Here is a 23765-nt window from a genome sequence, read left to right on the forward strand (position 1 = left end):
CCAGGAAGGATCCTCACCAGCAATGGCCGACGAGACCCCCAATCTTCCCCCTGGCCCCGTCACCCCCGAAGAGGGCGGCCCGATCGCCCAGCGTGTCGAGCCCGTCGGGCTCGAGACGGAGATGCAGCGCTCGTACCTCGACTACGCGATGTCCGTCATCGTCTCGCGCGCGCTGCCCGACGTCCGGGACGGTCTGAAGCCCGTCCACCGGCGCGTCCTGTACGCCATGTACGACGGCGGCTACCGGCCCGAGCGCGGCTTCTACAAGTGCGCCCGCGTCGTCGGCGACGTCATGGGCAACTACCACCCGCACGGCGACTCCTCGATCTACGACGCGCTGGTCCGCCTCGCGCAGCCGTGGTCGATGCGGATGCCGCTGGTGGACTCCAACGGCAACTTCGGCTCTCCGGGCAACGACCCGGCGGCGGCCATGCGCTACACCGAGTGCAAGATGGCGCCGCTGTCCATGGAGATGGTCCGTGACATCGACGAGGAGACCGTCGACTTCACGGACAACTACGACGGCCGCTCCCAGGAGCCGACCGTCCTGCCGGCCCGTTTCCCGAACCTGCTGATCAACGGCTCGGCCGGCATCGCGGTCGGCATGGCGACCAACATTCCGCCGCACAACCTGCGCGAGGTCGCCTCCGGTGCCCAGTGGTACCTGGAGAACCCGGAAGCGAGCCACGAGGAACTGCTGGACGCGCTCATCGAGCGCATCAAGGGCCCCGACTTCCCGACCGGCGCCCTGGTGGTGGGCCGCCGGGGCATCGAGGAGGCCTACCGCACGGGCCGCGGCTCGATCACCATGCGGGCGGTCGTCCAGGTCGAGGAGATCCAGAACCGCCAGTGCCTGGTGGTCACGGAACTGCCGTACCAGACCAACCCCGACAACCTCGCGCAGAAGATCGCCGACCTGGTGAAGGACGGCAAGATCGGCGGCATCGCGGACGTCCGTGACGAGACCTCGTCCCGCACGGGCCAGCGTCTGGTCATCGTCCTGAAGCGGGACGCGGTCGCCAAGGTCGTCCTGAACAACCTCTACAAGCACACCGACCTTCAGTCGAACTTCAGCGCCAACATGCTGGCCCTGGTCGACGGTGTGCCGCGCACGCTCTCCCTGGACGCGTTCATCCGCCACTGGGTGACGCACCAGATCGAGGTCATCGTCCGCCGTACGCGCTTCCGGCTGCGCAAGGCCGAGGAGCGGGCGCACATCCTGCGCGGCCTGCTGAAGGCCCTGGACGCCATCGACGAGGTCATCGCGCTGATCCGGCGCAGCGACACCGTCGACATCGCGCGCACCGGCCTGATGAGCCTCCTGGAGATCGACGAGATCCAGGCGAACGCGATCCTGGAGATGCAGCTGCGCCGACTGGCCGCCCTGGAGCGCCAGAAGATCGTCCAGGAGCACGACGAACTCCAGGCGAAGATCACCCAGTACAACGAGATCCTCGCCTCCCCGGTCCGCCAGCGCGGCATCGTCAGCGAGGAACTCGCCGCGATCGTCGAGAAGTACGGCGACGACCGCAAGACCATGCTGGTGCCCTACGACGGCGACATGTCCATGGAGGACCTGATCGCCGAGGAGGACATCGTCGTCACCGTCACGCGCGGCGGCTACGTCAAGCGCACCAAGACGGACGACTACCGCGCCCAGAAGCGCGGCGGCAAGGGCGTGCGCGGCGCGAAGCTCAAGGAAGACGACATCGTCGACCACTTCTTCGTGTCGACCACCCACCACTGGCTGCTGTTCTTCACGAACAAGGGCCGCGTCTACCGGGCCAAGGCGTACGAGCTGCCGGACGCCGGCCGGGACGCCCGCGGCCAGCACGTCGCCAACCTGCTGGCCTTCCAGCCGGACGAGGCGATCGCCGAGATCCTCGCGATCCGCGACTACGAGGCGGTGCCGTACCTGGTCCTGGCCACCAAGGGCGGACTGGTGAAGAAAACGCCTCTGAAGGATTACGATTCGCCGCGCTCCGGCGGTGTGATCGCGATCAATCTGCGCGAGACAGAGGACGGTTCGGACGACGAACTGATCGGAGCCGAACTCGTTTCGGCCGATGATGATCTGCTGCTGATCAGCAAGAAGGCGCAGTCGATCAGGTTCACGGCCACGGACGAAGCGCTGCGTCCCATGGGCCGCGCCACCTCGGGCGTCAAGGGCATGAGCTTCCGCGAGGGCGACCAGCTGCTCTCGATGAATGTTGTTCGACCCGGTACGTTCGTGTTCACTGCTACGGACGGCGGGTACGCGAAGCGGACCGCCGTCGACGAGTACCGCGTCCAAGGTCGCGGCGGTCTCGGCATCAAGGCCGCCAAGATCGTCGAGGATCGTGGGTCGCTCGTCGGCGCGCTGGTGGTCGAGACTACTGACGAGATCCTCGCCATCACGCTGGGCGGCGGTGTGATTCGTACGCGAGTCAACGAGATCAGGGAGACGGGCCGTGACACCATGGGCGTCCAACTGATCAACCTGGGCAAGCGCGATGCCGTCGTCGGTATCGCACGGAACGCCGAGGCGGGACGTGAGGCGGAGGAGGTCGACGGCGACATCGCTGTCGACGAGACCGCCGAAGGTGCCGAGACCAACGGCACGGACGAGGGCGAGGCGCCCTCGACCGAGTAACACGAGGAGAGAGTCATCGTGAGCGGAGCCACGGGCGCCGGATCGACCGGTACCTCCACCGGTTCTTCCACCGGTTCGGAGACGGACGGCGGCGGCCGTGGCTCCGCCGCGAATCCGACAGATTCGCACACACCCGACTCACCTCCGAACGACCCGCATACGACCAACCTCCAGGCGATCAAGCCATCCGCGACCGAGTCGCACTCGCCCGGCCCACATGGATCCCAGGGGGGAACTGTGACGGACACCAGAGGTCCGAAGGCGCAGCGGCACACCACCGGCGCGGGCCAGACCGCGGCTCCGGCCGCTCCGGGCACCCAGGCTCAGCCGCCCGCCCAGCCGGTGTCTCCCGAGGCGGTGGCGTCCCCGCTGCCGGGGGAACGGCAGCGGCAGCAGCCCGGCGGGCCCTACCACCCGCCGCAGGCCTACCCGACGCAGGCTCCGGCGAGCGGGGTCCGGCGCCCGCGTACCGGCGCGCGCACCACGCCCCGCACCCGCAAGGCCCGCCTGCGGGTCGCCAAGGCCGACCCGTGGTCGGTGATGAAGGTCAGCTTCCTGCTCTCCATCGCGCTGGGCATCTGCACGATCGTGGCGGCCGCCGTGCTGTGGATGGTCATGGACGCGATGGGCGTCTTCTCGACGGTCGGCGGCACGATCTCGGAGGCGACCGGCTCGAACGAGTCGAACGGCTTCGACCTGCAATCCTTCCTGTCACTGCCCAACGTCCTGATGTTCACGACGATCATCGCGGTCATCGACGTCGTCCTCGCGACGGCCCTCGCGACGCTCGGCGCGTTCATCTACAACCTCTCCGCCGGCTTCGTCGGAGGCGTCGAGCTGACGCTGGCCGAGGACGAGTGACCAGGCTTCCAACGTGCGGTGACGGTCGTCCGACAACCGATTTTGGGACTGCCCGCGTCGTGCGCTAATCTTCAGGAGTCAGCGCGCGGGACACACACCGCAGAGCGCGGCGGGGCTATAGCTCAGTTGGTTAGAGCGCATCCCTGATAAGGATGAGGCCACAGGTTCAAATCCTGTTAGCCCCACCAGCGAGAAGACCCTCAGCCGGATACGGTTGGGGGTCTTTTGACGTGCCGGGTCCCTGACAGGGTCTCCGACGTACGGAGTCTTCGGCGTTGAGGGTTTCTGGGCAGCTATGGCTGGCAGCGGTCGTCGGTGCCAGCACCGGTGCCGGTGCGGTGCCGGTTCAGGTTCAGGTGGTGTGCGAGGGGCGCGCTCGTCGGCAGCGAAGGACTCCGGCCGGCTCTGTGACACGGCGGTGGCGTGCGCGGGGGCACGGACGGGTCGCCGCGAAGGGCGATCGCTGTCGCGGGGCCGCCAGTCGGTGCGCGTGGCTCACCCTCTCCGCACAGTCGCGGAAGGCTGTCGGTGAGCGGGCCGGCCGGGCCGACCGGGTCGGCAGGGGCGCGTCGACGTGTGGATCGTGGGTCGGCAGAGGCGCCTTGGGCCGGTGGCAGTGGCGCGTGGGGTCGGCAGGGGCGCGTCGGGTGTGGCGGCGAGGAGGGGGGAGTGCCTCCGGGCCGAGCGCAGAGTGCGGCAAGGCCGGTCCGCACCCGGGACTCCTGGGGCTGTTACCGGATCCGCTGGTTCAGCGCCGTCTCAGCAGCAGGGCAGAGCCCCGTGCGAGCGGCGTCCGGCGGAGAACGTCACGCGGGAAGTGAATCCGCAACGGCACCCTTAGTCCATCGGTACAGCTGTCCTCTGTACTTCTGTGGTCCTGTCCTGCTCCAGGCCGTGTCGGTGTCGGCGTCCGGAGCTGTGTCTGTACGTCTGTCTGCACGTCTGTGTGGCTGTACGTCTGTGTGGCTGCACGTCTGTGTGGCTGTACGTCTGTGGCTGACCGTATGTGCGGCTGTCCGTCTGTGGGGCTGTCCGTCTGTGGGGCTGTCCGTCCGTCATCCGTGCGTCGAGGGCTTGGCCGTGCCGTTCGGGGCCGGCCGATTTGAGTGGCTGGGCCTGCTGTCGGGGCGCTGCGGTGCCGCGGGGTGCTGTGGACAGGGCCGTCATGTCGGTGCTGGAGCGCGGAAGATGGCGCGCGGTGCGCCGGGCCATCAGTGCTGGAGCAGGGTGAGGGGCTCGGCCGCGGTCCCGGCCGGGGCGCACGGTGCTGTGTCCTGGAGGGTGGACGGTGCGGCGGGCATGGCCGACGTGGCCTGGGCGCTGATGGCGGCCTGGTCGCCGGCGGGGGTGACGGTGGTGTGCTGGGCCGGAGTCTTCGGGGCGACGGGGCCTGCGACAAAGCCCGCGGCGTCCTGGGCGACTTCCGCATCCACATCCGCGTCCGCGTCCGTCTTCGCGTCTGTCTCCACGTCCACGTCCATGTCCACGTCCGTGGCCGGGCGGTGGCGGCAGCTGGGGGTCTTGCCGTGGGCCTCGGCGCGGATGCGCTGTTTCATCGTGGGCGGCAGGGACCTGTCGTAGGCCCAGGACCACGGGGACACCGCCGGGGTCGTCGACGTCTCCGGGGTGCTGTTGCGGGCTGTCTCGGTCTGCGGTACTGCCGCGGAGGCGGTCGTCGTGATGAGCCCCAGCGCGGTGCACAGCGCGAGGAAGGCGGTGACGAAGGCGGTCCACAGGTTCATGACCTTGTTCTGGGCCATGGTCCCTCACTTTCGGGTTGGGCGATTTGCGTACTTTCCTCATGATGTGTATGGGGCTGACGAAGTGGTGGACCGACGCCCGTGGCTCGTCGATCTTCAGATCAACACCACTCGGATGGGTGCAAGAAGGACGAAAAAAGGGGATACGGGAGGAGAGGGATGAAAAGTCACTGTCTGTGGGGATGTGATCACCCTCTGATCGGAGTGATGTGGTCCGCTTCTACTGCGGTGTTCCGGCCGGGATTTGGGGCCGGGCGCAGGTCACCGATCGGTATCGGGCGGTGTGTATAGTCGGGCGCCAGAAGTCCCTGACGTCAAGGAAAGACGAGGTCGCGCGGTGAAGAAGCTTCTCCTGGTCGCACTGGCCGCCATCGGCGGGCTCCTCGTGTACCGCCAGATCCAGGCGGATCGCGCCGAGCAGGATCTGTGGACGGAGGCGACTGACTCCGTGCCCACGGGTTCGTGAGTACCGACCGATTCTGAACAGACCCCGGCCGCCCGAGCGGTCGGGGTTTTGTGTTGCGGGGGTGCTGCTCCTGTGCCAGGACGGCGGGGACGACTTCCGCCGGTGTCGGTGTTTCGGACGCTCGTACGGATTGCGCGGATGAGGCGCCGCCCGGCGGGGCAGGATGGGCGACGGTCACACGGTCGAACGGTCCGGGCAACGACGAGTGGGGTGGCGCGTCATGGGGCGGCGTACGGCGTGGAGGCGGTACGGAGGCGGTCGTCCGTCGGCGCCCCTGCGCGCGGTCTTCGGGCGGGCGGCCGTCGTGGGTGCGGTGCTGTGCCTGACGGCGGCGGTGTCCGGGCCGTCCGCGCGGGCGGCCGACCCATGGGCCGCCTACGGCTTCGACGCGGACGCCCAGTCGGTCGACGGCGCGACGAACACGGGGGACGCCGAGGCCCTGGCACCCGGTACGACGTACCGCAGCTCCCTCCCCGTCGACGGCGAGCGCGCCTACCGCCTCGACCTTGATGCCTCGTCCGACGTGTACGTGTCCGTGACGGCCGTTCCCGGCGCCGGTACGACGGTCTCCGCCACCGACGGCATCAAGGTGTCCGTCCAGGACGCCGACAGCCGTTCCTGCTCCATCGACACCGCGAGCATCGGCACGGACCGCCGACCGCGTCCCCTCACCGCGCTGGGCACGCGTGACACTTCCTCCCGGCCGGGTGCGCGGTGCCAGGAGGCCGGCGCGTACTACGTACGCGTCGAGCGCGTTCACAGGGCGGGGTCCTCGTCGGACGTCTGGGGGCTGGAACTCGCCGTGGTGTCGGAGCCGGGGCTCCAGCAGACCGGTGGGACGAGTGCGCCCGAGGTCTGGGACTCCGCCGCGCCCGAGCCGGTGACGGGGGAGGCCGAGGAACGGCCGGGTGCCTCGGGTTTCGCCGGGGCGACGACGGTGGGGCAGGGGGTCTGGCGCGATGACATCCTGCCCGGGCAGACGCTGTTCTACGCGGTGCCCGTGGACTGGGGCCGACAGCTCTACGCCACCGCCGAGCTGGGCAGTTCCGGCGACGCCGACGGGCTTGTGGCCAGAGCGCTGGTCGTGTCCCTCCACAACCCCGTGCGCGGGATCGTCGACGACGCGAGCGCGGTCTACGACGGCAGCCAGCGGGCCGCCACCCTCGACCCGTTGCCGCCTGTCTCGTACGTGAACCGCTACGCCGTGTCCGACCGGGTGAGCGGGATGCGGTTCGCGGGCTCGTACTACCTCGCCGTGCGCCTGTCGGAGCAGGTGGCCGACAAGTTCGGGGAGGGGCCCTACGACCTGACGCTGCGCGTGCGGGTCACGGGCACGGCGACGGCCGCACCCGCATACGCGGGGGAGCCCGAGCCGCAAGGCGTCTTCGACGCCACGGCGCGCGGCGGGGAGACGGCGGCGGCCGCGCAGGCCGGGACCGCGGCGCAGGACGACACCGCGATGAGGCTGCTCGCGGCGGGCGGGATGGGGATGGGGACCGCGCTGCTGATGGGGCTCGCGGTGTGGATGGTGCTGGGACGGCGGAGAGACGCGGCTCGGTAGGGACCGTCGTGCAGGGCTGGTGCTGCCGAGGCGTTGTGGTGAGGCGTTCTCAGATGCGGGTCAGGGCCCAGATGCCGACGGCGTAGCAGGCCAGCGCCAGGAGAAGGATCGGGATGGCCACCTTGGGCGGTGGGCCCGAGCGGGGGCGTCGCCGCGTAATCGCCTGCGCGGAGGAGGGAACCCGCGGGGCTTCGGCGGTGTACGAAGCAGTAGAGGGTTCAGCGCGGTGGCGCGGCGGCGCCGGTGAGTGCTGAGCGGGGTACGGGGGCGCGGTCGGCCGGGGGGAGGGCAGCACGTGGGTGGGGTCGTGGGGGGAGACGGGGGCCGCGTGGCGGCGGTGCTTCCGGTGCCGCTGCGCCTGTGGATCTGGGGGCTGTGGCTGTGCCTGTGGAGTGGGGGTGGGGGGCGTCCCGGGGGAGGACGCCGTGGACTGCGGGGGTGGCAGGTGGAAGCTGCCGGTGTCCGACATGGTGGTCGGCTGTCCGGGGGTGGGCCGTTCGCCATAGAGGGCGGGGGGATGGAACGGCGCGTCGGCCGGCGGGACGGAACCGCTGTGGGGGCGGGGGCCCGCGTTGTTCGGTTCCGGGGGCGGGCCGGTGCGGTGGTGTGGAGCGTTGGGTACGACGCCGGCGTCAGGGCTGGAGGGGTGGGGGCCGTTGGTCTCCGACCATCCGTGATCGGTGGGAGGTCGCCAGTCGCTGGTCAGTCCAGAGAGAGGGATGCGGCTCCCTCCAGAGGGACCGGTGTCGCCCCGGCCGAGCGCTCCGGAGTTGTCGGGGTGCGGAACCGAGGGGTCGGAGCCCGGCCATGCCGGGACAGGGCCCGAGCCCGTGCCGGAACCCGCGCCGAAGCCCGAACCCGAACCCGAACCCGAACTCGGCCCAGTGCCAGAGCCCGTGCCGGGGCCGGTGGCCGCAGGGTGCGCGCCGGAGAGCTGAGGCGGGTGGCTTGCGGAGGGGTAGGCAGCCCCGGAGCCGGAGCCGGAGCCGGAGCCGGAGCCGGAGCCCGAGCCCGAGCCGGGACGGGAAGGCGCCGGGCTCAGATCGGGGTCTGCCTGGCCCGGCCCGGTGCCCGCGCCCTGGAAGGACGCCTCGGAACCTGGGACGCCGTGGGCGGCTGCGGAGCGCGGGTGGCCGAAGACGGGGTGGACGTTCCCCCCTGATGTCTGTCCGCCGGTCCCGGTGCCTTCACCTCTTCCTCTTCCCGCTCCTCCTTCAGCTCCCCAGCTGGGTTCTTCCTCGGCTCGTCCCTCGCCTGTTCCTCTCCTGCCTCTTCCTTCCCTGTTCCCTCCTGCCGATCCGGAAGCCCCCGTCCCGGAGGTGCCCGGTCCTGCGTCCACTCCCGATGCCCGTCGGTGGGGGCCTTGTGGACCGAAACCCGGTGGCAGCGGGCCGAGTTGGTCGAAGATCTCGATCACTTCGTCGTCGGGGCCCGGGGGCGGGAGGAGTTCCACGGCGGAGGCCAGTGCCTTGCGGGCCCCGGTGGCCGTGCGGAAGCGGGCCTGGGGATCCGGCTGGAGCATCGACGCGACGACCTGCCACAGCGGCTCGGGTATGCCCTTGGGCGCGCTCGGCGTGCCGTGGGCCGCGAAGTACTGCACGAGGGCCTTGGCGTCCGGCTTGGAGCCCTCCAGGAGATACAGCGCGACCAGGCCGACGGCGAAGAGATCCGCGGGGAAGTCGGGTTCGGCGCCCAGCATCTGCTCGGGCGCGATGTAGCCGGGTGTTCCGACCACCAGGTTGGTCTCCGTCAGGCGGGGCTCGCCCAGCCGCATGGCGATGCCGAAATCGGACAGCCGCAGCCGGGGGCGGGCCGTGCCGGTGGCTTCCAGCAGGATGTTGGCGGGCTTGACGTCGCGGTGGACCACGCCTTCCGCGTGCACCGCGGACAGCCCGGCCAGGAGCTGGTCGAGCAGGGTGCAGACAAAGGGGGGAGGCAGCGGGCCGTAATCGCCGACGAGGTGGACCAGAGAGCCGCCGGCGACCAGATCCATGGTGAACAGGACCTTGTCGTCGTCCGCGGCCCAGCTGGCCGGCGCCAGTACATGGGGATGGTCGATCCGCAGCGCCTGTTCGCGGACGAAGCGCAGCAACGCGTGTGCGTCCCGCTGCTGCAGGACCTTGGCGGCGACATAGCGCCGACGGCGGTGGTCCCAGGCACGCCAGACGGCGCCGACCCCTCCGCGACCGATCGGGTCGACCAGTTCGTACCGTCCGGCGAAGACCTCACCCATGACTGTGCGTCGCTCCTCCCCCTCCGGGTCCCCCGTTTCCTCCCTTGCTTCCCCCTCGACGAGCGATACGACCCCTCTCGTGCCGCTGTCGGTGAGTGACACGCCCCCACGTGTCCCTCCGGACGAGCGGCACGAGATCCCTCGCGCCCCTCGGCCCGGCTGCCGAACCCCCTCGGCGACCGGACCGCGGGTTCAGCTCTGGTGGGACTGGTAGTGCGCGACCGCGTCGGACGTGCGGCCGGCGCCGTACACCCGGAGGAACTCTGCCAGTTCCGGGTGGGTCGGGGCGAGGGTGTCCGCGGCTTCGATGATGTCTCCCGCGGCGGCGACCGAGCGCAGCAGCGACTGGATCTCGCGGACGACCCGCTTGACCGTGGGCGCACCCGAACTGCTCGTCGTCTGCGTCGTGTTGCCGAGCACCGAACCCCCCTGGGACTTCTTGATCTCCTCCATGCGGTCGGTCGCCTCGGCCGCGCTGACGCTGCCGTCCGCGACCTGCCCCGCCAGGTCCTGCAGCAGTTGCACCCGCTGGACCACCGCCGGGTTACCGATCTTCGCCCGCTGACCGCTCATTAGCTGCGACAGCATCGGTGCGGACAGTCCCAGTACCCCCGCGAGACGAGCCTGGTTGAGGCCAAGATCGTCTATGAGCTTACGGAAGAGCGCCCCCAGCGGCTCCCCGTACCAGTTCCGCTGCAGTTCCCGCGCTCTCGCGGTCGCTTCCTGCTGTGCGGCGTCCATTGCGTCTCCCCATCGCTTCCCCAAAAACCGTGGTTCGCGGTAGCGAACCACGCGGAGCATCTTACGGAGCGTGGTCGTTCACGGGGACCCCCAATCTTTTTGCGGAATCACGGGGGTGACCCGGTACTCTGGTCTGCGGCGCCCACCGGTACGCGATTCTTCCGGCGGACGTCCCTCTTCGGGGCCTTAGCTCAGTTGGTAGAGCGCTGTCTTTGCATGGCAGATGTCAGGGGTTCGACTCCCCTAGGCTCCACGCCCAGACCCCTCCCGCCTGCGGAAACGCGGCGGGAGGGGTCTTTTTTTGGCTCTACCGGGGCGAGTGGCCCCGGCCGCTTGCGGCGGTCGGAGCGGAGGTGACGACGAACGCCGGGTTTCGATGCAGGTGGGTGGGCAACGGCTCGTGCTCCGGCAGCAGTTCGGCAGGCAGCGGGACGCGGCATCGCTCGGCGTATCCCGCCGCCAGCCGGAAGCGGTGACCGCGCGTTCCACCGGTCCAGGCCGAAAGCCCGGGCGAGGGCCTGCGGGGAGGGAACCGAGCGCGCGGCGGAAGGTCTTGTTTCCCGACCGCTGACACCACGCACGGGTACCCGCGCATCTGCCACAAACTCGGACACTCTCCAGTGTCCGGGGCTTCGGCGTCGCACGTGGGAAGGCCCTCGGCTCATGGCCGCGTGCGTACTCGGGCCTACCGGCCCCCTCCCCGTTTCACGTGAAACACCGCACCGCGCGAGGGGCCGTATGACGATGGGGCAGGAGACCTCCCGGTCTCCTGCCCCATCGTCCTCTTGGTTCGCGGCGAACCGTCAGCGGCCCTCGTCGCGATGCGCGGCCTCCTCTTCGGCCTGCTTGGCCTCGACCTCGGGGTCCAGCACGGACTGGCCGCTGCCGTCCACCGAGGCCAGCCGAGTCGATTCGGGGACCTCCGTCGCGGCGGGGGGCTCGACCAACCAGTCCGGGTTGGCCTGCTTGTCCCACCACTTCCAGGCGGCGTAGGCACCGCCCGCGACGACGCCCGCGACCGCCAGCGCCTTGGCGAGCCGGCCGGCCCGCGCACGTCGCTGCTGCTTGCGGACGAGCTTCTGGATCTCCTTGGGCGAGATCTGGCCGCGCAGGGCGGCCAGCGCGGCGGCACTGCGCGCAGCGGCCTCGCCTCGGACGGGGCCTGCCGCGGCCACCGCCTGTTCAATCTTCGGCCGGGAATAGTCGGCGGCCTGCTTGGCCGCCTTGCGGGTACGTTCGGCGGCTTCGTGGGCTGCCTGGTCGACCTTCGGCGGGACATGTGCGAGAGCCTGCGACCGAGCCTGGTCCAGACGCGGCGCCACATGAGCGCCGTACTGGACCCGGGCCTGTTCGGTGGCCTGCGACACCTTCGGCGCAAGCCGTACGCGTGCCTCGTGTGCGTAGTGCGTGGCCCTGTCCTTGGCGGTGTCGGCGTAGGGCGCCACCACTTCCGCGGCGTGCAGCACGCTGTCCTTGGCCGAGCCGGTCGCGGCGCGCACGCTGTCGATGCGGGTCACGGGTTCCTCCTCCTCGGTGGCGTACGGTATTTCGACTTTCCACCCTTTTACGGATCATGCCTGTCCGGGCGAGCCTGGGCATGTGAGATCGGGCATCCGAGTCACGGCCGCAGGCTCCGGACCACCTGCGATCAAGAACTTCTCACGCGCTGATCATGGGTAAGAGCGGATGAATTCAGGGCAACAGGAGCTTGTCGTCGACAATGCCACGGATCGTCGCGGCGCGCCCCCGACCCGGGGCCACTCGGCCGGATTTCTGCAAGCGAAACCGCCGAACCCGGGCGCACCGGCGGGTGCCGTGCGACGCGTGCCGCGAAGCGTGCAAGGATCGGAGGGGCACAGGAAGACAACGGAAGGCAGATCGTGGCCGAGCAGCTTTACGCCACCCTGAAGACGAACCACGGCGACATCGAAGTCCGGCTTCTGCCGAACCACGCCCCGAAGACCGTCCGTAACTTCGTCGAACTCGCCCAGGGCGAGCGCGAGTGGACCCACCCGGCCACCGGTGAGAAGTCCACCAAGAGGCTCTACGACGGCACGGTCTTCCACCGCGTCATCAGCGGTTTCATGATCCAGGGCGGCGACCCGCTGGGCACCGGCATCGGCGGCCCGGGCTACGAGTTCGAGGACGAGTTCCACCCCGACCTCGGCTTCAACAAGCCCTACCTGCTGGCCATGGCCAACGCCGGCCCGGGTACCAACGGCTCGCAGTTCTTCATCACCGTCTCCCCGACGGCGTGGCTGAACCGCAAGCACACCATCTTCGGCGAGGTCACCGACCCGGCCAGCCAGAAGGTCGTGGACGCCATCGCCGCCGTCCCGACCTCGCGTCCCAACGACCGTCCGGTCAACGACGTCGTCATCGAGTCCGTCGTCGTCGAGACCCGCCAGGGCTGAGCCCTCGGCAGCGCGCCCCGCAGGTCCGGTCCGGGATCTCCTCGGTCTGCGCGAAGGGAACCAATCGCCCCGCCCGTCCGTAAGGATGAGCGGGGCGGTGCGTGTGCGTACGACGACTTAGGGGATGTCATGGACCAGGCGGCAGGCAGTTCGCAGGATGCCCAGAGCCTGCCCGGCTGCTACCGGCACCCGGACCGGGAGACCGGCGTCCGCTGCACCCGCTGCGAGCGTCCGATCTGCCCGGAGTGCATGGTCAGCGCCTCCGTCGGCTTCCAGTGCCCCGACTGCGTGCGCGGCGCCGGCGGCACCGGACCCGCCCTGGCCGCAGCCCGGCCCCGCACCATCGCCGGCGGCACCATCACCGCCGACCCCCGCCTGCTCACCAAGATCCTCATCGGGATCAACGTCGCGGTGTTCGTCGCCGTCCACGCCTGGTCGGGGCTGCTGGCCGACCTGGTCCTGCGCGGCGCCTGGCCCCCGCCGCCCTTCGCGCCCACCGAAGGCGTCGCGGACGGTGAGTGGTACCGCCTGGTGACGTCGATGTTCACGCACAACGAGATCTGGCACATCGCCTTCAACATGCTCAGCCTGTGGTGGCTCGGCGGCCCTCTGGAAGAGGCCCTCGGCCGGGCCCGCTACCTCGCGGTGTACTTCATCTCCGGACTCGCGGGCAGTGCCCTCGCCTATCTGCTCACGGATCCGGGCACGGGCACGCTCGGCGCCTCCGGTGCCATCTTCGGTCTCTTCGGGGCCACCGCCGTCCTCGTGCGCCGGCTCAAGTACGACATGCGGCCGATCATCGCGCTGCTGGTGATCAACCTCATCTTCACCTTCAACCCAGGGTTCAACATCTCCTGGCAGGCCCACATCGGTGGCCTCGTCGCGGGGGTGGTCACCGGTTACGCCATGGTCAACGCCCCCCGCCGGCGTCGTGCGCTGGTCCAGTACGGCACCTGTGCGCTGGTCCTGGCCGTGATCCTCGTCTCGATCGTCCTGAGGTCGGCTCAGCTCACCTGAGCCTGCGCCATGAGCACCTGAGCGGCCCGTTGTCCACAGCGTGTGGCGGATCTTGTGCATAGTGTGCGGGAACAGGTTCGCCCCCTGTCTCCGACCAGCGTTTCCGCAGGTCAGGCAGGGGGCGAACGCGCTTTCGGTTGCCGGTCAGTCAGTCACACCGGCGTCAACACCCGATGAGTTATCCACAGATCGTCTTTCTTTTCCCCATGTGGAAAACTGCTGTGGATAACTCAGGGGATAGCCCTGGGCAGAGGTGGGTTCATCCCCTGGTGGGCCTTACTTCCACTGCGTGGAGACGCCGAATCCGGCGGCGATGAACCCGAAGCCCACCACGATGTTCCAGTTGCCCAGGCTGTCGATGGGCAGCGAACCGTCGGTCACATAGAAGACGACGATCCAGGCCAGGCCGATGAGGAACATGGCCAGCATCACCGGTGCGACCCAGGATCGGCTGGTCAGCTTGATGGCGGTCGCCTGCTTCGCCGGAGGCGGCGTGTAGTCGGCCTTCTTGCGGATACGTGACTTCGGCACGAGGGTCTCTCCTGTCGATGCGCTGCGTGGCCGCGCAGGAAACGGGGGCTGGCTCCGAGGCAGCGTACAAGGGGACTGAGCGCTCCCCCGGGCGTCCGTTAGCGTAGTGCTTCCGCGGTGCCAAAGGAGATAAGGGTACGTTGAGCAATTCTGCCGACTCCCCCGGGACGGGATCCAGTCCTGTCCGCCGACGAGTTCTCCGGCCGGTGCGGGTGCTCACGGCCGGTGTCTTCGCTCTCGCCGGACTCATCTTCTTCACCAGTTTCAACACCGCCAAGGGCACCAACATCCGCACGGACACGTCGCTGCTGAAGTTGTCCGACCTGATCCAGGAGCGCAGTCGCGAGAACGGCGAGCTCGACGAGTCCAACGGGACCCTGCGCCAGGACATCGACTCGCTCGCCGAGCGGGACGACGGCAGCACCAAGGCCGAGGACGACAGACTGGCGGCCCTGGAGAAGAGCGCGGGCACCGAGGAGCTCACCGGCCAGGCCCTCTCGGTCACCCTCAACGACGCCCCGCCGGACGCCACCGCCAAGCTCCCCGGCTATCCCGAACCGCAGCCCGACTACCTGGTCATCCACCAGCAGGACCTCCAGGCGGTGGTGAACGCCCTGTGGCAGGGAGGCGCCCAGGGCATCAAGGTCATGGACCAGCGGCTGATCTCCACCAGCGCCGTGCGCTGCGTGGGCAACACCCTGATCCTCCAGGGCCGCGTCTACTCGCCGCCGTACAAGATCACGGCGGTCGGGGACCCGGAGAAGCTGCGGACGGCGCTCACCGCCTCGCCGGCGATCCAGAACTACATGGTGTACGTCAACGTCTACGGGCTCGGCTGGAAAGTCGAGGAGGACGGACGGGTGACTCTGCCCGGCTACTCGGGCACAGTGGATCTGCAGTACGCACAGCCTGTGGAATAGCCGCCGGGGGGCCCTGTGTCGGTGCGGGTGATCGTCAGGACTTTCAGCGAGCTCTGCATCACCCTGGGCGCCCTGATCGTGCTGTTCGTCGCCTATGTGCTGTTCTGGACCGGCGTGCGCGCCGACCATGTCATGGGCGACCAGATCGAGCAATTGCGCGAGCAGTGGGCGAAGGAGTCCGTCCGGCCCAGGGTGACGGCCGCGCCCGGGACGTCCGGCACCCGAGAGGCCCCGGAGCCGTCGGCCTCGTACCAGAGCGGCAAGCCCTTCGCGATCATGTACATCCCGCGGCTCGGTTTCACGTGGAACAAGCCCGTGCTGGAGAACACCGCCACCGGCACCCTGAAGAAGGGCCTCGGTCACTACGCGAACACCGCGCGACTGGGGCAGAAGGGCAACTTCGCGGTGGCCGGCCACCGGCGCACGTACGGCGACCCCTTCAAGGACTTCCCCCGGCTGCGCCGCGGGGACGCGGTGGTGCTGACGGACGGGGCGACCTGGTTCACGTACCGGATCGACAAAGGTCCTTACCGGACCGTGCCCTCGGACATCGAGGTGATCGACCCTGTGCCACGTAAGTCGGGGTATACGCGTCCGGGCCGCTACCTCACACTGACCACGTGTGATCCGGAGTGGGGGCACAGCCACCGGCTGATCGTCTGGGCGCACCTGGACTCCACACAGCCTGTGGACACCGGGAAACCACGGGCTCTACGCCGTTAGTCTGGTGCGGTACGGCGTAGGTCTGGGTGCCGTGGCGCGACGGAAGGGACGGCATGTACGGCTGGATCTGGCGGCATCTGCCGGGCAACGCAGGGGTGAAGGCGCTGATCTCGCTCGTGCTGGTCATGGCTGTGGTCTACGTCCTGTTCCAGTACGTCTTTCCGTGGGCCGAACCGCTGCTCCCCTTCAACGATGTGACGGTGGACAACCAGTGACTGCACGGATCCTTGTCGTCGACAACTACGACAGCTTCGTCTTCAACCTGGTCCAGTACCTGTATCAGCTGGGCGCCGAGTGCGAGGTGCTGCGCAACGACGAGGTGTCGACGGCGCACGCCCAGGACGGCTTCGACGGCGTCCTGCTGTCGCCGGGCCCCGGCACCCCCGAGGAGGCCGGCGTCTGCGTCGAGATGGTGCGCCACTGCGCCGACACCGGCGTCCCCGTCTTCGGCGTCTGCCTCGGCATGCAGTCGATGCAGGTGGCGTACGGCGGTGTGGTGAACCGTGCCCCCGAACTGCTGCACGGCAAGACCTCGCCGGTCGAGCACGAGGGCAAGGGCGTCTTCGCCGGCCTGCCCACACCCTTCACGGCCACCCGCTACCACTCGCTGGCCGCCGAGCCCACGACCGTCCCGGCGGAGCTGGAGGTCACCGCCCGCACGCACGACGGCATCGTCATGGGCCTGCGCCACCGTGAACTGGCGGTCGAGGGTGTGCAGTTCCACCCCGAGTCGGTGCTGACGGAACACGGCCACCGGATGCTGGCCAACTGGCTGGTGGAGTGCGGCGACCAGGACGCGGTGGCGAGGTCGGCGGGGCTCGCCCCGGTGGTGGGCAGGGCCACGGCGTGACCGCGCTGCGCCCCGAGCGCGAGTCCGGTGCCCCGTACGAGGAGCAGCCGTACGGGGCTCCCGGCGCGTTCTCGGACTCGTACGTCGGTGGTGCGCCGTACGAACCGTACGGCGGGGAACCGTTCGCGCCGCCCCTCGACGACGAGACGGTGGCGCTGCGGATACCCGAGCCGCCCGAGCGAATGGCGCGCGGCGCGCCCGTATCGGCTTCTGAGGCCTCCTCCGCCTCATCCGTCACTGGATCCCCCAGCGGTGGCCGTGCGGCCCGCAGAAAGGCCGCCAAGCGCCGTCATGGGCGTCATGGCGGCATGGCGCCGGAGTCGACGTCCGAGGCGGCACCTGAGCGTGGCGACCGTCCGCTCTCCCGGGTCGAGGCGCGCAGACAGGCGCGGGCGCGCAAGGCAGGCCCCGGAGTCATCGCCAGCCGGGCGATCGGTGAGATGTTCATCACCACCGGCGTGCTGATGCTGCTGTTCGTCAGCTACCAGCTGTGGTGGACGAACATCCGGGCCCACGCGCAGGCGGACAAGGAGACGAGCAGCCTCCAGGACGACTGGGCCAGCGGCAAGCGCAACCCGGGCACCTTCACCCCGGGGCAGGGGTTCGCCATCCTGCACATCCCCAAGCTCGACGTGGTCGTGCCGGTCGCCGAGGGCATCAACAACAAGAAGGTGCTCGACCGCGGCATGGTCGGCCACTACGCCGAGGGTGCGCTGAAGACGGCGATGCCGGACGCCAGGACCGGCAACTTCGCGCTCGCGGGCCACCGCAACACGCACGGCGAGCCGTTCCGGTACATCAACCGGCTCACGGCGGGCGACCCGATCGTCGTGGAGACGCAGGACACGTACTACGTCTACAAGATGGCGTCCATGCTGCCGGTGACCTCCCCCAGCAACGTCAGCGTCATCGACCCCGTTCCGGCGGGGTCGGGTTTCACCGCACCCGGCCGCTACATCACGCTCACCACGTGCACGCCGGAGTTCACCAGCAAGTACCGGTTGATCGTCTGGGGCAAGATGGTCGAGGAACGGCCGCGCAGCAAGGGCAAGCCGGATGCGCTCGTCCAGTAAGGGCAGATGAACGTGGCAGCGACCACCGACGACACCGAGCACGAAGAACACACGGACGCTCCCGCGTTCCCGCCCCGCGCGGTACGCCGCCGCGGCACCGGCCGGCTCGCCATGGCCGTCAGCGTCTTCGGTGAACTCCTGATCACGACGGGCCTGGTCCTCGGCCTGTTCGTCGTCTACTCCCTGTGGTGGACGAACGTCCTCGCCGACCGCAAGGCGGACCGGCAGGGCGACAAGGTCCGCGACCACTGGGCGGCCGACCGGGACACCGGTCCCGGTGCGCTGGACACCAGGAACGGCATCGGCTTCCTGCACGTGCCCGCGATGAACAACGGCGAGGTCCTGGTCGAGAAGGGCACCGCCTCGAAACGCCTCAACGACGGCGTGGCCGGCTACTACACCGACCCGGTCAAGGCCACCCTCCCCACCTCCGGCAAGAACGGCAACTTCTCCCTCGCCGCCCACCGCGACGGCCACGGCGCGAAGTTCCACAACATCGACAAGCTGGAGAAGGGCGACCCGATCGTCTTCGAGACGAAGGACACCTGGTACGTCTACAAGGTCTACGCGATCCTTCCGGAGACCTCGAAGTACAACGTCAAGGTCCTGGCGCCGATCCCCAAGGAGTCCGGCAAGAAGAAGGCAGGCAAGTACATCACCCTGACGACGTGCACGCCGGTCCTCACCTCCCGCTACCGCTACGTGGTCTGGGGCGAACTGGTCCGCACGGACAAGGTGGACAGCGAGCGGACGCCGCCGAGGGAACTGGGATAGCGGCCGGCCGGCAGAAGGGGGCGCACCGTGAAGGGCGCCCCGACGACAGTGGCACCCCGCGGGATTCTCGCGGGGTGCCACTGTCGTCCAGCTGACCTGGGGGCCAGGATCACGTCCCGCCGGCGCCGCCGAAGAATCCGCCGCCGCCGCCGTTGTTGTTGCCGTTGTTGTTGCCGCCAACGCCCACGGACTGCAGCGTGATCTGGGTGCCCGCCGGGTTGTCGACCTCGCTGTTGCCGCCCGGGTCCTGGCCGGTGACCAGCGCGGTGTCGCTCTGGTCGCTGCCGTTCTGGAACTGGATGTTGGTGAAGCCGGCCGCCTGGAGGATCTGCTTGGCCTGCTGGACCGTCCGTCCGACGACGGTCGGGACCTGCGTCTTCTCCTGGGGCTTGGCCTTGCCGACCTCGATGTTCACCGTCGAGTTCTTGTCGGCCTGGGACCCGGCCGCCGGCGTGGTCCGGATGACCTTGCCGACCTGGTTGCCGTCGTCCGTCTCCACCTCGGTGCAGTTGCCGACGAGCCCGCTGTCCGTCATCTGCGCCTTGGCGTCGTCACAGGACCTGCCGAGGACGTCCGGGACCGTGGCCTTCTCCTCCGCCTTGGCGATGGTGAGGGTGATGGTGGAGCCCTTCTCCACCTCCGTGCCGAGGCCGGGGTCCTGTTCCAGGACCGTGCCCTCCGTCTCGGTGGAGATCTGCGTCTTCGTCTTGACGACGAACCCGTACTTGTCGCCCTCCAGCGTCGACGTGGCGTCGTCAACACTGTCGCCGAGGACACTGGGGACGGCCACCTTCGGCGCCCCGGTCGACACCGCCAGGGTGACGGTGGTGTTCTTCTCGACGGTGGTGCCGGGCGTCGGATCCTGGTCGCAGATGTTGCCCTTGGCCTGGTCCTCGCAGGCCTTCTCCGTGAAGGTCGGTTTCAGGTCCGAGTTCACGGCGAGTTTCGAGGCCGCGTCCTGGCTCTGGCCCACGAAGCGCGGCACGGCGACCTTGTTGTTGCTCACCCCGTCGCCGCCGAAGATCCACTTGCCGATCAGGATGGCGCCCACGAGCACCAGGATCCCGGCCACCACCAGCAGGACCGTCGACGTGTTCGACTTCTTCTGGCGGCGCCGGTCCGGACGGTCGTCGTAGCCGAAGCCGGCGCCGTCCGGGTTCACCGGGGGCAGCATCGTCGTCGCGCCCGCGCCCGAGTCGGCACGCAGGGCCGTCGTCGGCTGGTCGTCCGGGTAGGCGCCATAGCCCACGGAACCCAGCGTGGCCGTGGCCGCGACCGGCTGGCCGTCGAGGCAGGCCTCGATGTCGACACGCATCTCGTCGGCCGACTGGTAACGGTAGTTGGGGTCCTTGACCAGAGCTTTCATGACGATCGCGTCCATCTCGGGCGTGATCTCGGGGTCGAAGACGGACGGCGGCTGGGCCTCTTCCCGAACGTGCTGGTACGCGACCGCGACCGGCGAGTCACCCACGAAGGGAGGTCTCACGGTCAGCAGCTCGTAGAGCAGACAGCCCGTCGAGTACAGGTCCGACCGCGCGTCCACCTGCTCGCCCTTCGCCTGCTCCGGCGAGAGGTACTGGGCGGTGCCGATCACGGCCGCGGTCTGCGTCATCGTCATGCCGGAGTCGCCCATGGCGCGGGCGATACCGAAGTCCATCACCTTGACCTGGCCGTTGCGCGTCAGCATGACGTTCGCCGGCTTGATGTCGCGGTGCACGATGCCGTTGCGGTGGGCGTACTCCAGGCCCTGGAGGATGCCGATGGTCATCTCCAGCGTGCGCTCCGGCAGCAGCTTGCGGCCGGAGTGCAGGAGCTCACGGAGCGTGGAGCCGTCGACGTACTCCATGACGATGTACGGGATCGAGACCCCGTCGATGTAGTCCTCGCCCGTGTCGTACACCGCCACGATCGCGGGATGGTTGAGCGAGGCGGCCGACTGGGCCTCCCGGCGGAACCGGGCCTGGAAGGACGGGTCGCGTGCGAGGTCCGCGCGCAGCGTCTTCACCGCCACTGAGCGACCGAGGCGGGTGTCCGTGCCGAAGTAGACCTCCGCCATGCCACCACGGCCGAGCACCTGGCCCAGCTCGTACCGGCCGCCGAGGCGACGCGGCTCTTCCATAGCTTCCTACCAGCCCTCTCCGTCGGTCCCGCCCGCACGTCTGTGCGGGTCGGAGGCTGCGTTCCGGGCCTACCGTACCCGGCTCGCTCTGTGTGACCTGGCCAAGCCCGTCACCCGATACAGGACCGGTATCGCAACGTGCACCGATGTGAGGGGGACGTGAGCGGGGTCACTTCCTGCTGTTGATGACCGCCTCCATCACGCTCTTCGCGATCGGGGCCGCGAGGCCACCGCCGGAGATGTCGTCACGGACGGCGTTCTCGTCCTCGACCACCACGGCCACGGCGACCGGGGCACTGCCGTCGGACGCCTTGGCGTACGAGATGAACCACGCGTACGGGTTCTTGCTGTTGTTCTCGCCGTGCTGGGCGGTACCCGTCTTGCCGCCCACGGTGACGTCCTCGATCTGCGCGTTCTTGCCCGTGCCGTCCTTGACGACGGTTTCCATCATGTCCTGGAGGACCTGGGCGTTCTTGGCCGACAGCGGCTGGCTGAGCTCCTCCGGCTCGGTCTTCTCGATGACGTCGACGCTGTGCGCCTGGAGCTCGTCGACCATGTACGGCTTCATCAGCGTGCCGTTGTTGGCGATGGCCGAGGCCACCATGGCCATCTGCAGCGGCGTCGCGGCGGTGTTGTACTGGCCGATCGAGGACAGCGCGGTCTGCGACTCGTTCATGCCGTCGGAGAAGACCGACGCGCTGGAGCGGACCGGCGTGAACTGCTCGGCGTTGAAGCCGAACTTCTCGGCCTCCGCCAGCATCTTGTCGTTGCCGAGGTCGGAGCCGACCTTGCCGAAGACGGTGTTGCAGGAGTACTGGAGGGCGACCCGCAGCGTGGCGTTCTTGCAGGGGATGTTGCCCTCGTTCGGCAGCTCGGTGGTGGTGCCCGGCATGGTCCACGGCAGCGGCGAGTCGGTCTTCTCGTCCGCGGACCCGTACAGGTCGTTCTCCAGCGCGGCGGCCGCGGTGACGACCTTGAAGGTGGAGCCCGGCGGGTAGGTCTCGCGCAGCGCGCGGTTCAGCATGGGGTCGTCGGGGTTGTTGCCTTTTTGCAGGTTCTTCCACGCCTTGGCGTCCGCGTCGCTGCTGCCGGCGATCGTCGAGGGGTCGTACGACGGGTAGGACGCCAGGGCGAGGATCCGCCCCGTGGACGGCTCCAGCGCCACGACAGCGCCCTTCCCCCGCGCCTTGAGACCTTCGTACGCGGCTTTCTGCGCGGCCGAGTTGAGGGTGGTGACGACGTTGCCGCCCTCCCTCTCCTTGCCGGTGATCATGTCGAGGGTGTTGCGGAAGAACAGCCGGTCGTCGTCGCCGGTGAGGATGCCGTCCTCGAGGGACTCCAACTGGTTGGCGCCGTAGGCCTGCGAGACGAAGCCGGTGACGGGCGCCCACATCGCGCCGTTCTTGTACGTGCGCTTGTACTTGAAGTCGCCCGACGAGGTCGTCGTGTGCCCGGTGATCGGGTTGCCGCCGACGATGATGTCGCCCCGGGGGGTGGCGTAACGCGCGATGGCGACCCGGCGGTTGTCCGGATCCTCCCGCAGGCTGTCGGCCTGGACGTACTGGATCCAGTTGTCGCGGATGAGCAGTGCCAGGACGAGCAGTCCGCAGAAGATCGCGATCCGGCGCAGGGGCTTGTTCATGACGGGCGGACCACCTGGGTCATCTCGGCGTCGGGGGTGGGAGCGGGGGAGGGCGCCGGGCGGCGTGCGGTGTCGCTGATGCGCAGCAGGATGCCGATCAGGGCCCAGTTGGCGATGACCGAGGAACCGCCGTAGGCCACGAACGGCAGGGTCATACCGGTCAGCGGGATGAGGCCCATGACACCGCCGGCCACGACGAAGACCTGGAGGGCGAAGGCGCCGGACAGACCCACGGCCAGCAGCTTGCCGAACGGGTCCCGAGCCGCGAGCGCGGTGCGTACGCCACGCTCGACGATCAGGCCGTAGAGCAGCAGGATCGCCATGACGCCCGCCAGACCCAACTCCTCGCCGAAGGTGGCGAGGATGAAGTCGGAGTTGGCGGCGAAGCCGATGAGGTCGGAGTTGCCCTGCCCGAGGCCGGTACCGAGCGTGCCGCCGGAGCCGAAGGCCCACAGGGCCTGCATGGCCTGCTCGGAGTGCACGATGCCGTCATCGGCCCCGGAGCGGCTGAGCTGGAACTCGCGCATCGGGTCGAGCCAGGCCTGCACCCGTGTCTGGATGTGCGGCTCGAAGCTGGCCACGCCGACGGCGCCGACCGCAGACATCAGCAGACCGAAGACGATCCAGCTGGTCCGCTCGGTGGCGACGTACAGCATGATGATGAACATCCCGAAGAACAGCAGGGAAGTTCCGAGGTCGGTCTCGAACACCAGGATGAGGATCGAGATCACCCAGACGACGAGGATCGGACCGAGGTCGCGGCCGCGCGGCAGGTACAGGCCCATGAACCGGCGGCTGGCCAGCGCCAGGGCGTCTCTCTTGACCATGAGGTAGCCGGCGAAGAACACCGCGAGGGCGATCTTCGCGAACTCGCCGGGCTGAAGCGTGCCGAGGCCGGGGATCTTGATCCAGATCTTGGCGCCGTAGATGTTCGCGCCTAGTCCGGGCACAAGCGGGAGGATCAGCAGGAACAGCGCGCCGGCCATGGAGATGTAGGTGTAGCGCTGCAGGACGCGGTGGTCCTTGAGGAGGATCAGCACGGCGACCAACAGGGCGACGCCCATCGCGGAGTACAGCAGCTGGCGCGGCGCCGCTTCGACGTAGCTGCTGCTCCGCTGGAGTCGCTTCGACTGATCCAAGCGCCAGATGACGACCAGCCCGATCCCGTTCAGCAGTGTCGCCAACGGCAGCATCAGGGGGTCCGCGTAGGGCGCGAACTTCCGTACGACGAGATGGCCGATGCCGGCCAGCAGGCCGAGGCCCAGGCCGTAGCTCAGCAGCCCGGCGGGCACCTGGTCGTTGATCGCCAGCCCCACGTTGGCATACGCGAAGACCGGGATGACGACCGCGAACGCCAGCAGGGCGAGCTCGGTGTTGCGCCGGCTCGGCGTGCCGATCGATCCGATCGTGGACGTGTGCTGCGTCGACGTGTTGGTTGTACTGCTCAT

Annotated in this window: 19 protein-coding genes, 2 tRNA genes and 1 pseudogene; 14 read left to right on the forward strand and 8 right to left on the reverse strand. The window is 69.1% G+C overall.

All coding sequences use genetic code 11. The annotated features are described in order from the left end of the window. Window positions 1-22 precede the first annotated feature (22 nt). The 3 genes from gyrA to QQS16_RS21665 all read left to right on the forward strand — a co-directional run bounded on the left by gyrA (window position 23) and on the right by QQS16_RS21665 (window position 3681). A complete protein-coding gene (gyrA, locus tag QQS16_RS21655; protein ID WP_286063500.1) occupies window positions 23-2632 on the forward strand; it encodes a DNA gyrase subunit A in 2610 nt (869 codons plus the stop codon). Between the two features lie 18 nt (window positions 2633-2650). Then, window positions 2651-3493, forward strand: a complete 843-nt coding sequence (locus QQS16_RS21660; protein ID WP_286063501.1) for a DUF3566 domain-containing protein — start codon at window positions 2651-2653, stop codon at window positions 3491-3493. A gap of 111 nt (window positions 3494-3604) precedes the next feature. Continuing rightward, window positions 3605-3681 (forward strand) — tRNA-Ile (locus QQS16_RS21665). A gap of 1023 nt (window positions 3682-4704) precedes the next feature. On the opposite strand, the gene QQS16_RS43990 is transcribed toward QQS16_RS21665, so the two are convergent. After that, window positions 4705-5253, reverse strand: a complete 549-nt coding sequence (locus QQS16_RS43990) for a DUF6344 domain-containing protein (protein ID WP_502963820.1) — start codon at window positions 5251-5253, stop codon at window positions 4705-4707. 337 nt (window positions 5254-5590) lie between these two features. Here QQS16_RS43990 and QQS16_RS21675 point away from each other — a divergent pair, with 337 nt between their 5' ends. Both QQS16_RS21675 and QQS16_RS21680 read left to right on the forward strand, forming a co-directional pair. Then, window positions 5591-5719, forward strand: coding sequence for a DLW-39 family protein (locus tag QQS16_RS21675; RefSeq protein WP_003999697.1), 129 nt, complete (start codon window positions 5591-5593; stop codon window positions 5717-5719). Window positions 5720-5939: 220 nt separating this feature from the next. Next, window positions 5940-7280, forward strand: a complete 1341-nt coding sequence (locus tag QQS16_RS21680) for a hypothetical protein (protein WP_286063502.1) — start codon at window positions 5940-5942, stop codon at window positions 7278-7280. A gap of 1284 nt (window positions 7281-8564) precedes the next feature. Here QQS16_RS21680 and QQS16_RS43995 read toward each other — a convergent pair. Beyond that, window positions 8565-9513 (reverse strand): annotated as a pseudogene (locus QQS16_RS43995) (serine/threonine-protein kinase); the annotation flags it as partial. A gap of 192 nt (window positions 9514-9705) precedes the next feature. Then, entirely contained in the window at window positions 9706-10254 is a 549-nt protein-coding gene (locus tag QQS16_RS21690) for a helix-turn-helix domain-containing protein (protein WP_286063504.1), read from the reverse strand. Between the two features lie 180 nt (window positions 10255-10434). Here QQS16_RS21690 and QQS16_RS21695 point away from each other — a divergent pair. Further along, window positions 10435-10507 (forward strand) — tRNA-Ala (locus tag QQS16_RS21695). A 550-nt stretch (window positions 10508-11057) separates the two neighbouring features. Here QQS16_RS21695 and QQS16_RS21700 read toward each other — a convergent pair. Continuing rightward, window positions 11058-11771, reverse strand: a complete 714-nt coding sequence (locus QQS16_RS21700) for a DUF5324 family protein (RefSeq protein ID WP_286063505.1) — start codon at window positions 11769-11771, stop codon at window positions 11058-11060. A 363-nt stretch (window positions 11772-12134) separates the two neighbouring features. Between QQS16_RS21700 and QQS16_RS21705 the strand changes: the two genes are divergently transcribed. Together QQS16_RS21705 and QQS16_RS21710 are read left to right on the forward strand one after the other, a co-directional pair. Next, a complete protein-coding gene (locus QQS16_RS21705; RefSeq protein ID WP_286063506.1) occupies window positions 12135-12668 on the forward strand; it encodes a peptidylprolyl isomerase in 534 nt (177 codons plus the stop codon). Between the two features lie 129 nt (window positions 12669-12797). Beyond that, on the forward strand, window positions 12798-13685 hold the full coding sequence (locus QQS16_RS21710; RefSeq protein WP_286063507.1) for a rhomboid family intramembrane serine protease: 888 nt from the start codon (window positions 12798-12800) through the stop codon (window positions 13683-13685). 276 nt (window positions 13686-13961) lie between these two features. On the opposite strand, the gene crgA is transcribed toward QQS16_RS21710, so the two are convergent. Beyond that, on the reverse strand, window positions 13962-14216 hold the full coding sequence (gene crgA / locus QQS16_RS21715) for a cell division protein CrgA (protein WP_286063508.1): 255 nt from the start codon (window positions 14214-14216) through the stop codon (window positions 13962-13964). Between the two features lie 140 nt (window positions 14217-14356). Here crgA and QQS16_RS21720 point away from each other — a divergent pair, with 140 nt between their 5' ends. The 6 genes from QQS16_RS21720 to QQS16_RS21745 are packed head-to-tail and all read left to right on the forward strand — an operon-like array spanning window position 14357 to window position 18556. Beyond that, window positions 14357-15136 carry a DUF881 domain-containing protein gene (locus tag QQS16_RS21720; RefSeq protein WP_286063509.1) on the forward strand — a complete coding sequence of 260 codons (780 nt, stop codon included), beginning with the start codon at window positions 14357-14359 and terminating at the stop codon, window positions 15134-15136. A gap of 21 nt (window positions 15137-15157) precedes the next feature. Next, complete coding sequence (locus QQS16_RS21725; protein ID WP_286063510.1) at window positions 15158-15859, forward strand: class E sortase; 702 nt, start codon at window positions 15158-15160, stop codon at window positions 15857-15859. A gap of 53 nt (window positions 15860-15912) precedes the next feature. After that, window positions 15913-16074 carry a hypothetical protein gene (locus QQS16_RS21730; protein WP_286063511.1) on the forward strand — a complete coding sequence of 54 codons (162 nt, stop codon included), beginning with the start codon at window positions 15913-15915 and terminating at the stop codon, window positions 16072-16074. Further along, window positions 16071-16709, forward strand: a complete 639-nt coding sequence (locus QQS16_RS21735; RefSeq protein ID WP_286063512.1) for an aminodeoxychorismate/anthranilate synthase component II — start codon at window positions 16071-16073, stop codon at window positions 16707-16709. The genes QQS16_RS21730 and QQS16_RS21735 overlap by 4 nt, the downstream gene beginning before the upstream one ends. Continuing rightward, window positions 16706-17782, forward strand: a complete 1077-nt coding sequence (locus tag QQS16_RS21740) for a class E sortase (protein WP_286063513.1) — start codon at window positions 16706-16708, stop codon at window positions 17780-17782. The genes QQS16_RS21735 and QQS16_RS21740 overlap by 4 nt, the downstream gene beginning before the upstream one ends. Window positions 17783-17788: 6 nt before the next feature. Continuing rightward, window positions 17789-18556 carry a class E sortase gene (locus tag QQS16_RS21745; protein ID WP_286063514.1) on the forward strand — a complete coding sequence of 256 codons (768 nt, stop codon included), beginning with the start codon at window positions 17789-17791 and terminating at the stop codon, window positions 18554-18556. Window positions 18557-18665: 109 nt separating this feature from the next. On the opposite strand, the gene pknB is transcribed toward QQS16_RS21745, so the two are convergent. The 3 genes from pknB to QQS16_RS21760 all read right to left on the reverse strand — a co-directional run bounded on the left by pknB (window position 18666) and on the right by QQS16_RS21760 (window position 23765). Next, window positions 18666-20675 (reverse strand): Stk1 family PASTA domain-containing Ser/Thr kinase, encoded by a 2010-nt coding sequence (gene pknB, locus QQS16_RS21750; RefSeq protein WP_286063515.1) that lies wholly within the window; start codon window positions 20673-20675, stop codon window positions 18666-18668. Between the two features lie 169 nt (window positions 20676-20844). Beyond that, window positions 20845-22317, reverse strand: coding sequence for a peptidoglycan D,D-transpeptidase FtsI family protein (locus QQS16_RS21755; protein ID WP_286063516.1), 1473 nt, complete (start codon window positions 22315-22317; stop codon window positions 20845-20847). Further along, the gene (locus QQS16_RS21760) at window positions 22314-23765 is read right to left on the reverse strand and encodes an FtsW/RodA/SpoVE family cell cycle protein (RefSeq protein ID WP_286063517.1); all 1452 of its coding nucleotides are present in this window, start codon (window positions 23763-23765) and stop codon (window positions 22314-22316) included. Before QQS16_RS21760 ends, QQS16_RS21755 begins: the two co-directional genes overlap by 4 nt.

Source organism: Streptomyces sp. ALI-76-A (assembly GCF_030287445.1).
Classification (GTDB): Bacteria; Actinomycetota; Actinomycetes; order Streptomycetales; family Streptomycetaceae; genus Streptomyces.

What these genes read in the sequence shown, in the direction of transcription:
- QQS16_RS21690 (WP_286063504.1), bottom strand. Translation starts at nt 10,254, where the DNA reads ATGGACGCCGCACAGCAGGAAGCGACCGCGAGAGCGCGGGAACTGCAG.
- gyrA (WP_286063500.1), top strand. Translation starts at nt 23, where the DNA reads ATGGCCGACGAGACCCCCAATCTTCCCCCTGGCCCCGTCACCCCCGAA.
- QQS16_RS21730 (WP_286063511.1), top strand. Translation starts at nt 15,913, where the DNA reads ATGTACGGCTGGATCTGGCGGCATCTGCCGGGCAACGCAGGGGTGAAG.
- QQS16_RS21680 (WP_286063502.1), top strand. Translation starts at nt 5,940, where the DNA reads ATGGGGCGGCGTACGGCGTGGAGGCGGTACGGAGGCGGTCGTCCGTCG.
- QQS16_RS21710 (WP_286063507.1), top strand. Translation starts at nt 12,798, where the DNA reads ATGGACCAGGCGGCAGGCAGTTCGCAGGATGCCCAGAGCCTGCCCGGC.
- pknB (WP_286063515.1), bottom strand. Translation starts at nt 20,675, where the DNA reads ATGGAAGAGCCGCGTCGCCTCGGCGGCCGGTACGAGCTGGGCCAGGTG.
- QQS16_RS21760 (WP_286063517.1), bottom strand. Translation starts at nt 23,765, where the DNA reads ATGAGCAGTACAACCAACACGTCGACGCAGCACACGTCCACGATCGGA.
- QQS16_RS21745 (WP_286063514.1), top strand. Translation starts at nt 17,789, where the DNA reads ATGAACGTGGCAGCGACCACCGACGACACCGAGCACGAAGAACACACG.
- QQS16_RS43990 (WP_502963820.1), bottom strand. Translation starts at nt 5,253, where the DNA reads ATGGCCCAGAACAAGGTCATGAACCTGTGGACCGCCTTCGTCACCGCC.
- QQS16_RS21755 (WP_286063516.1), bottom strand. Translation starts at nt 22,317, where the DNA reads ATGAACAAGCCCCTGCGCCGGATCGCGATCTTCTGCGGACTGCTCGTC.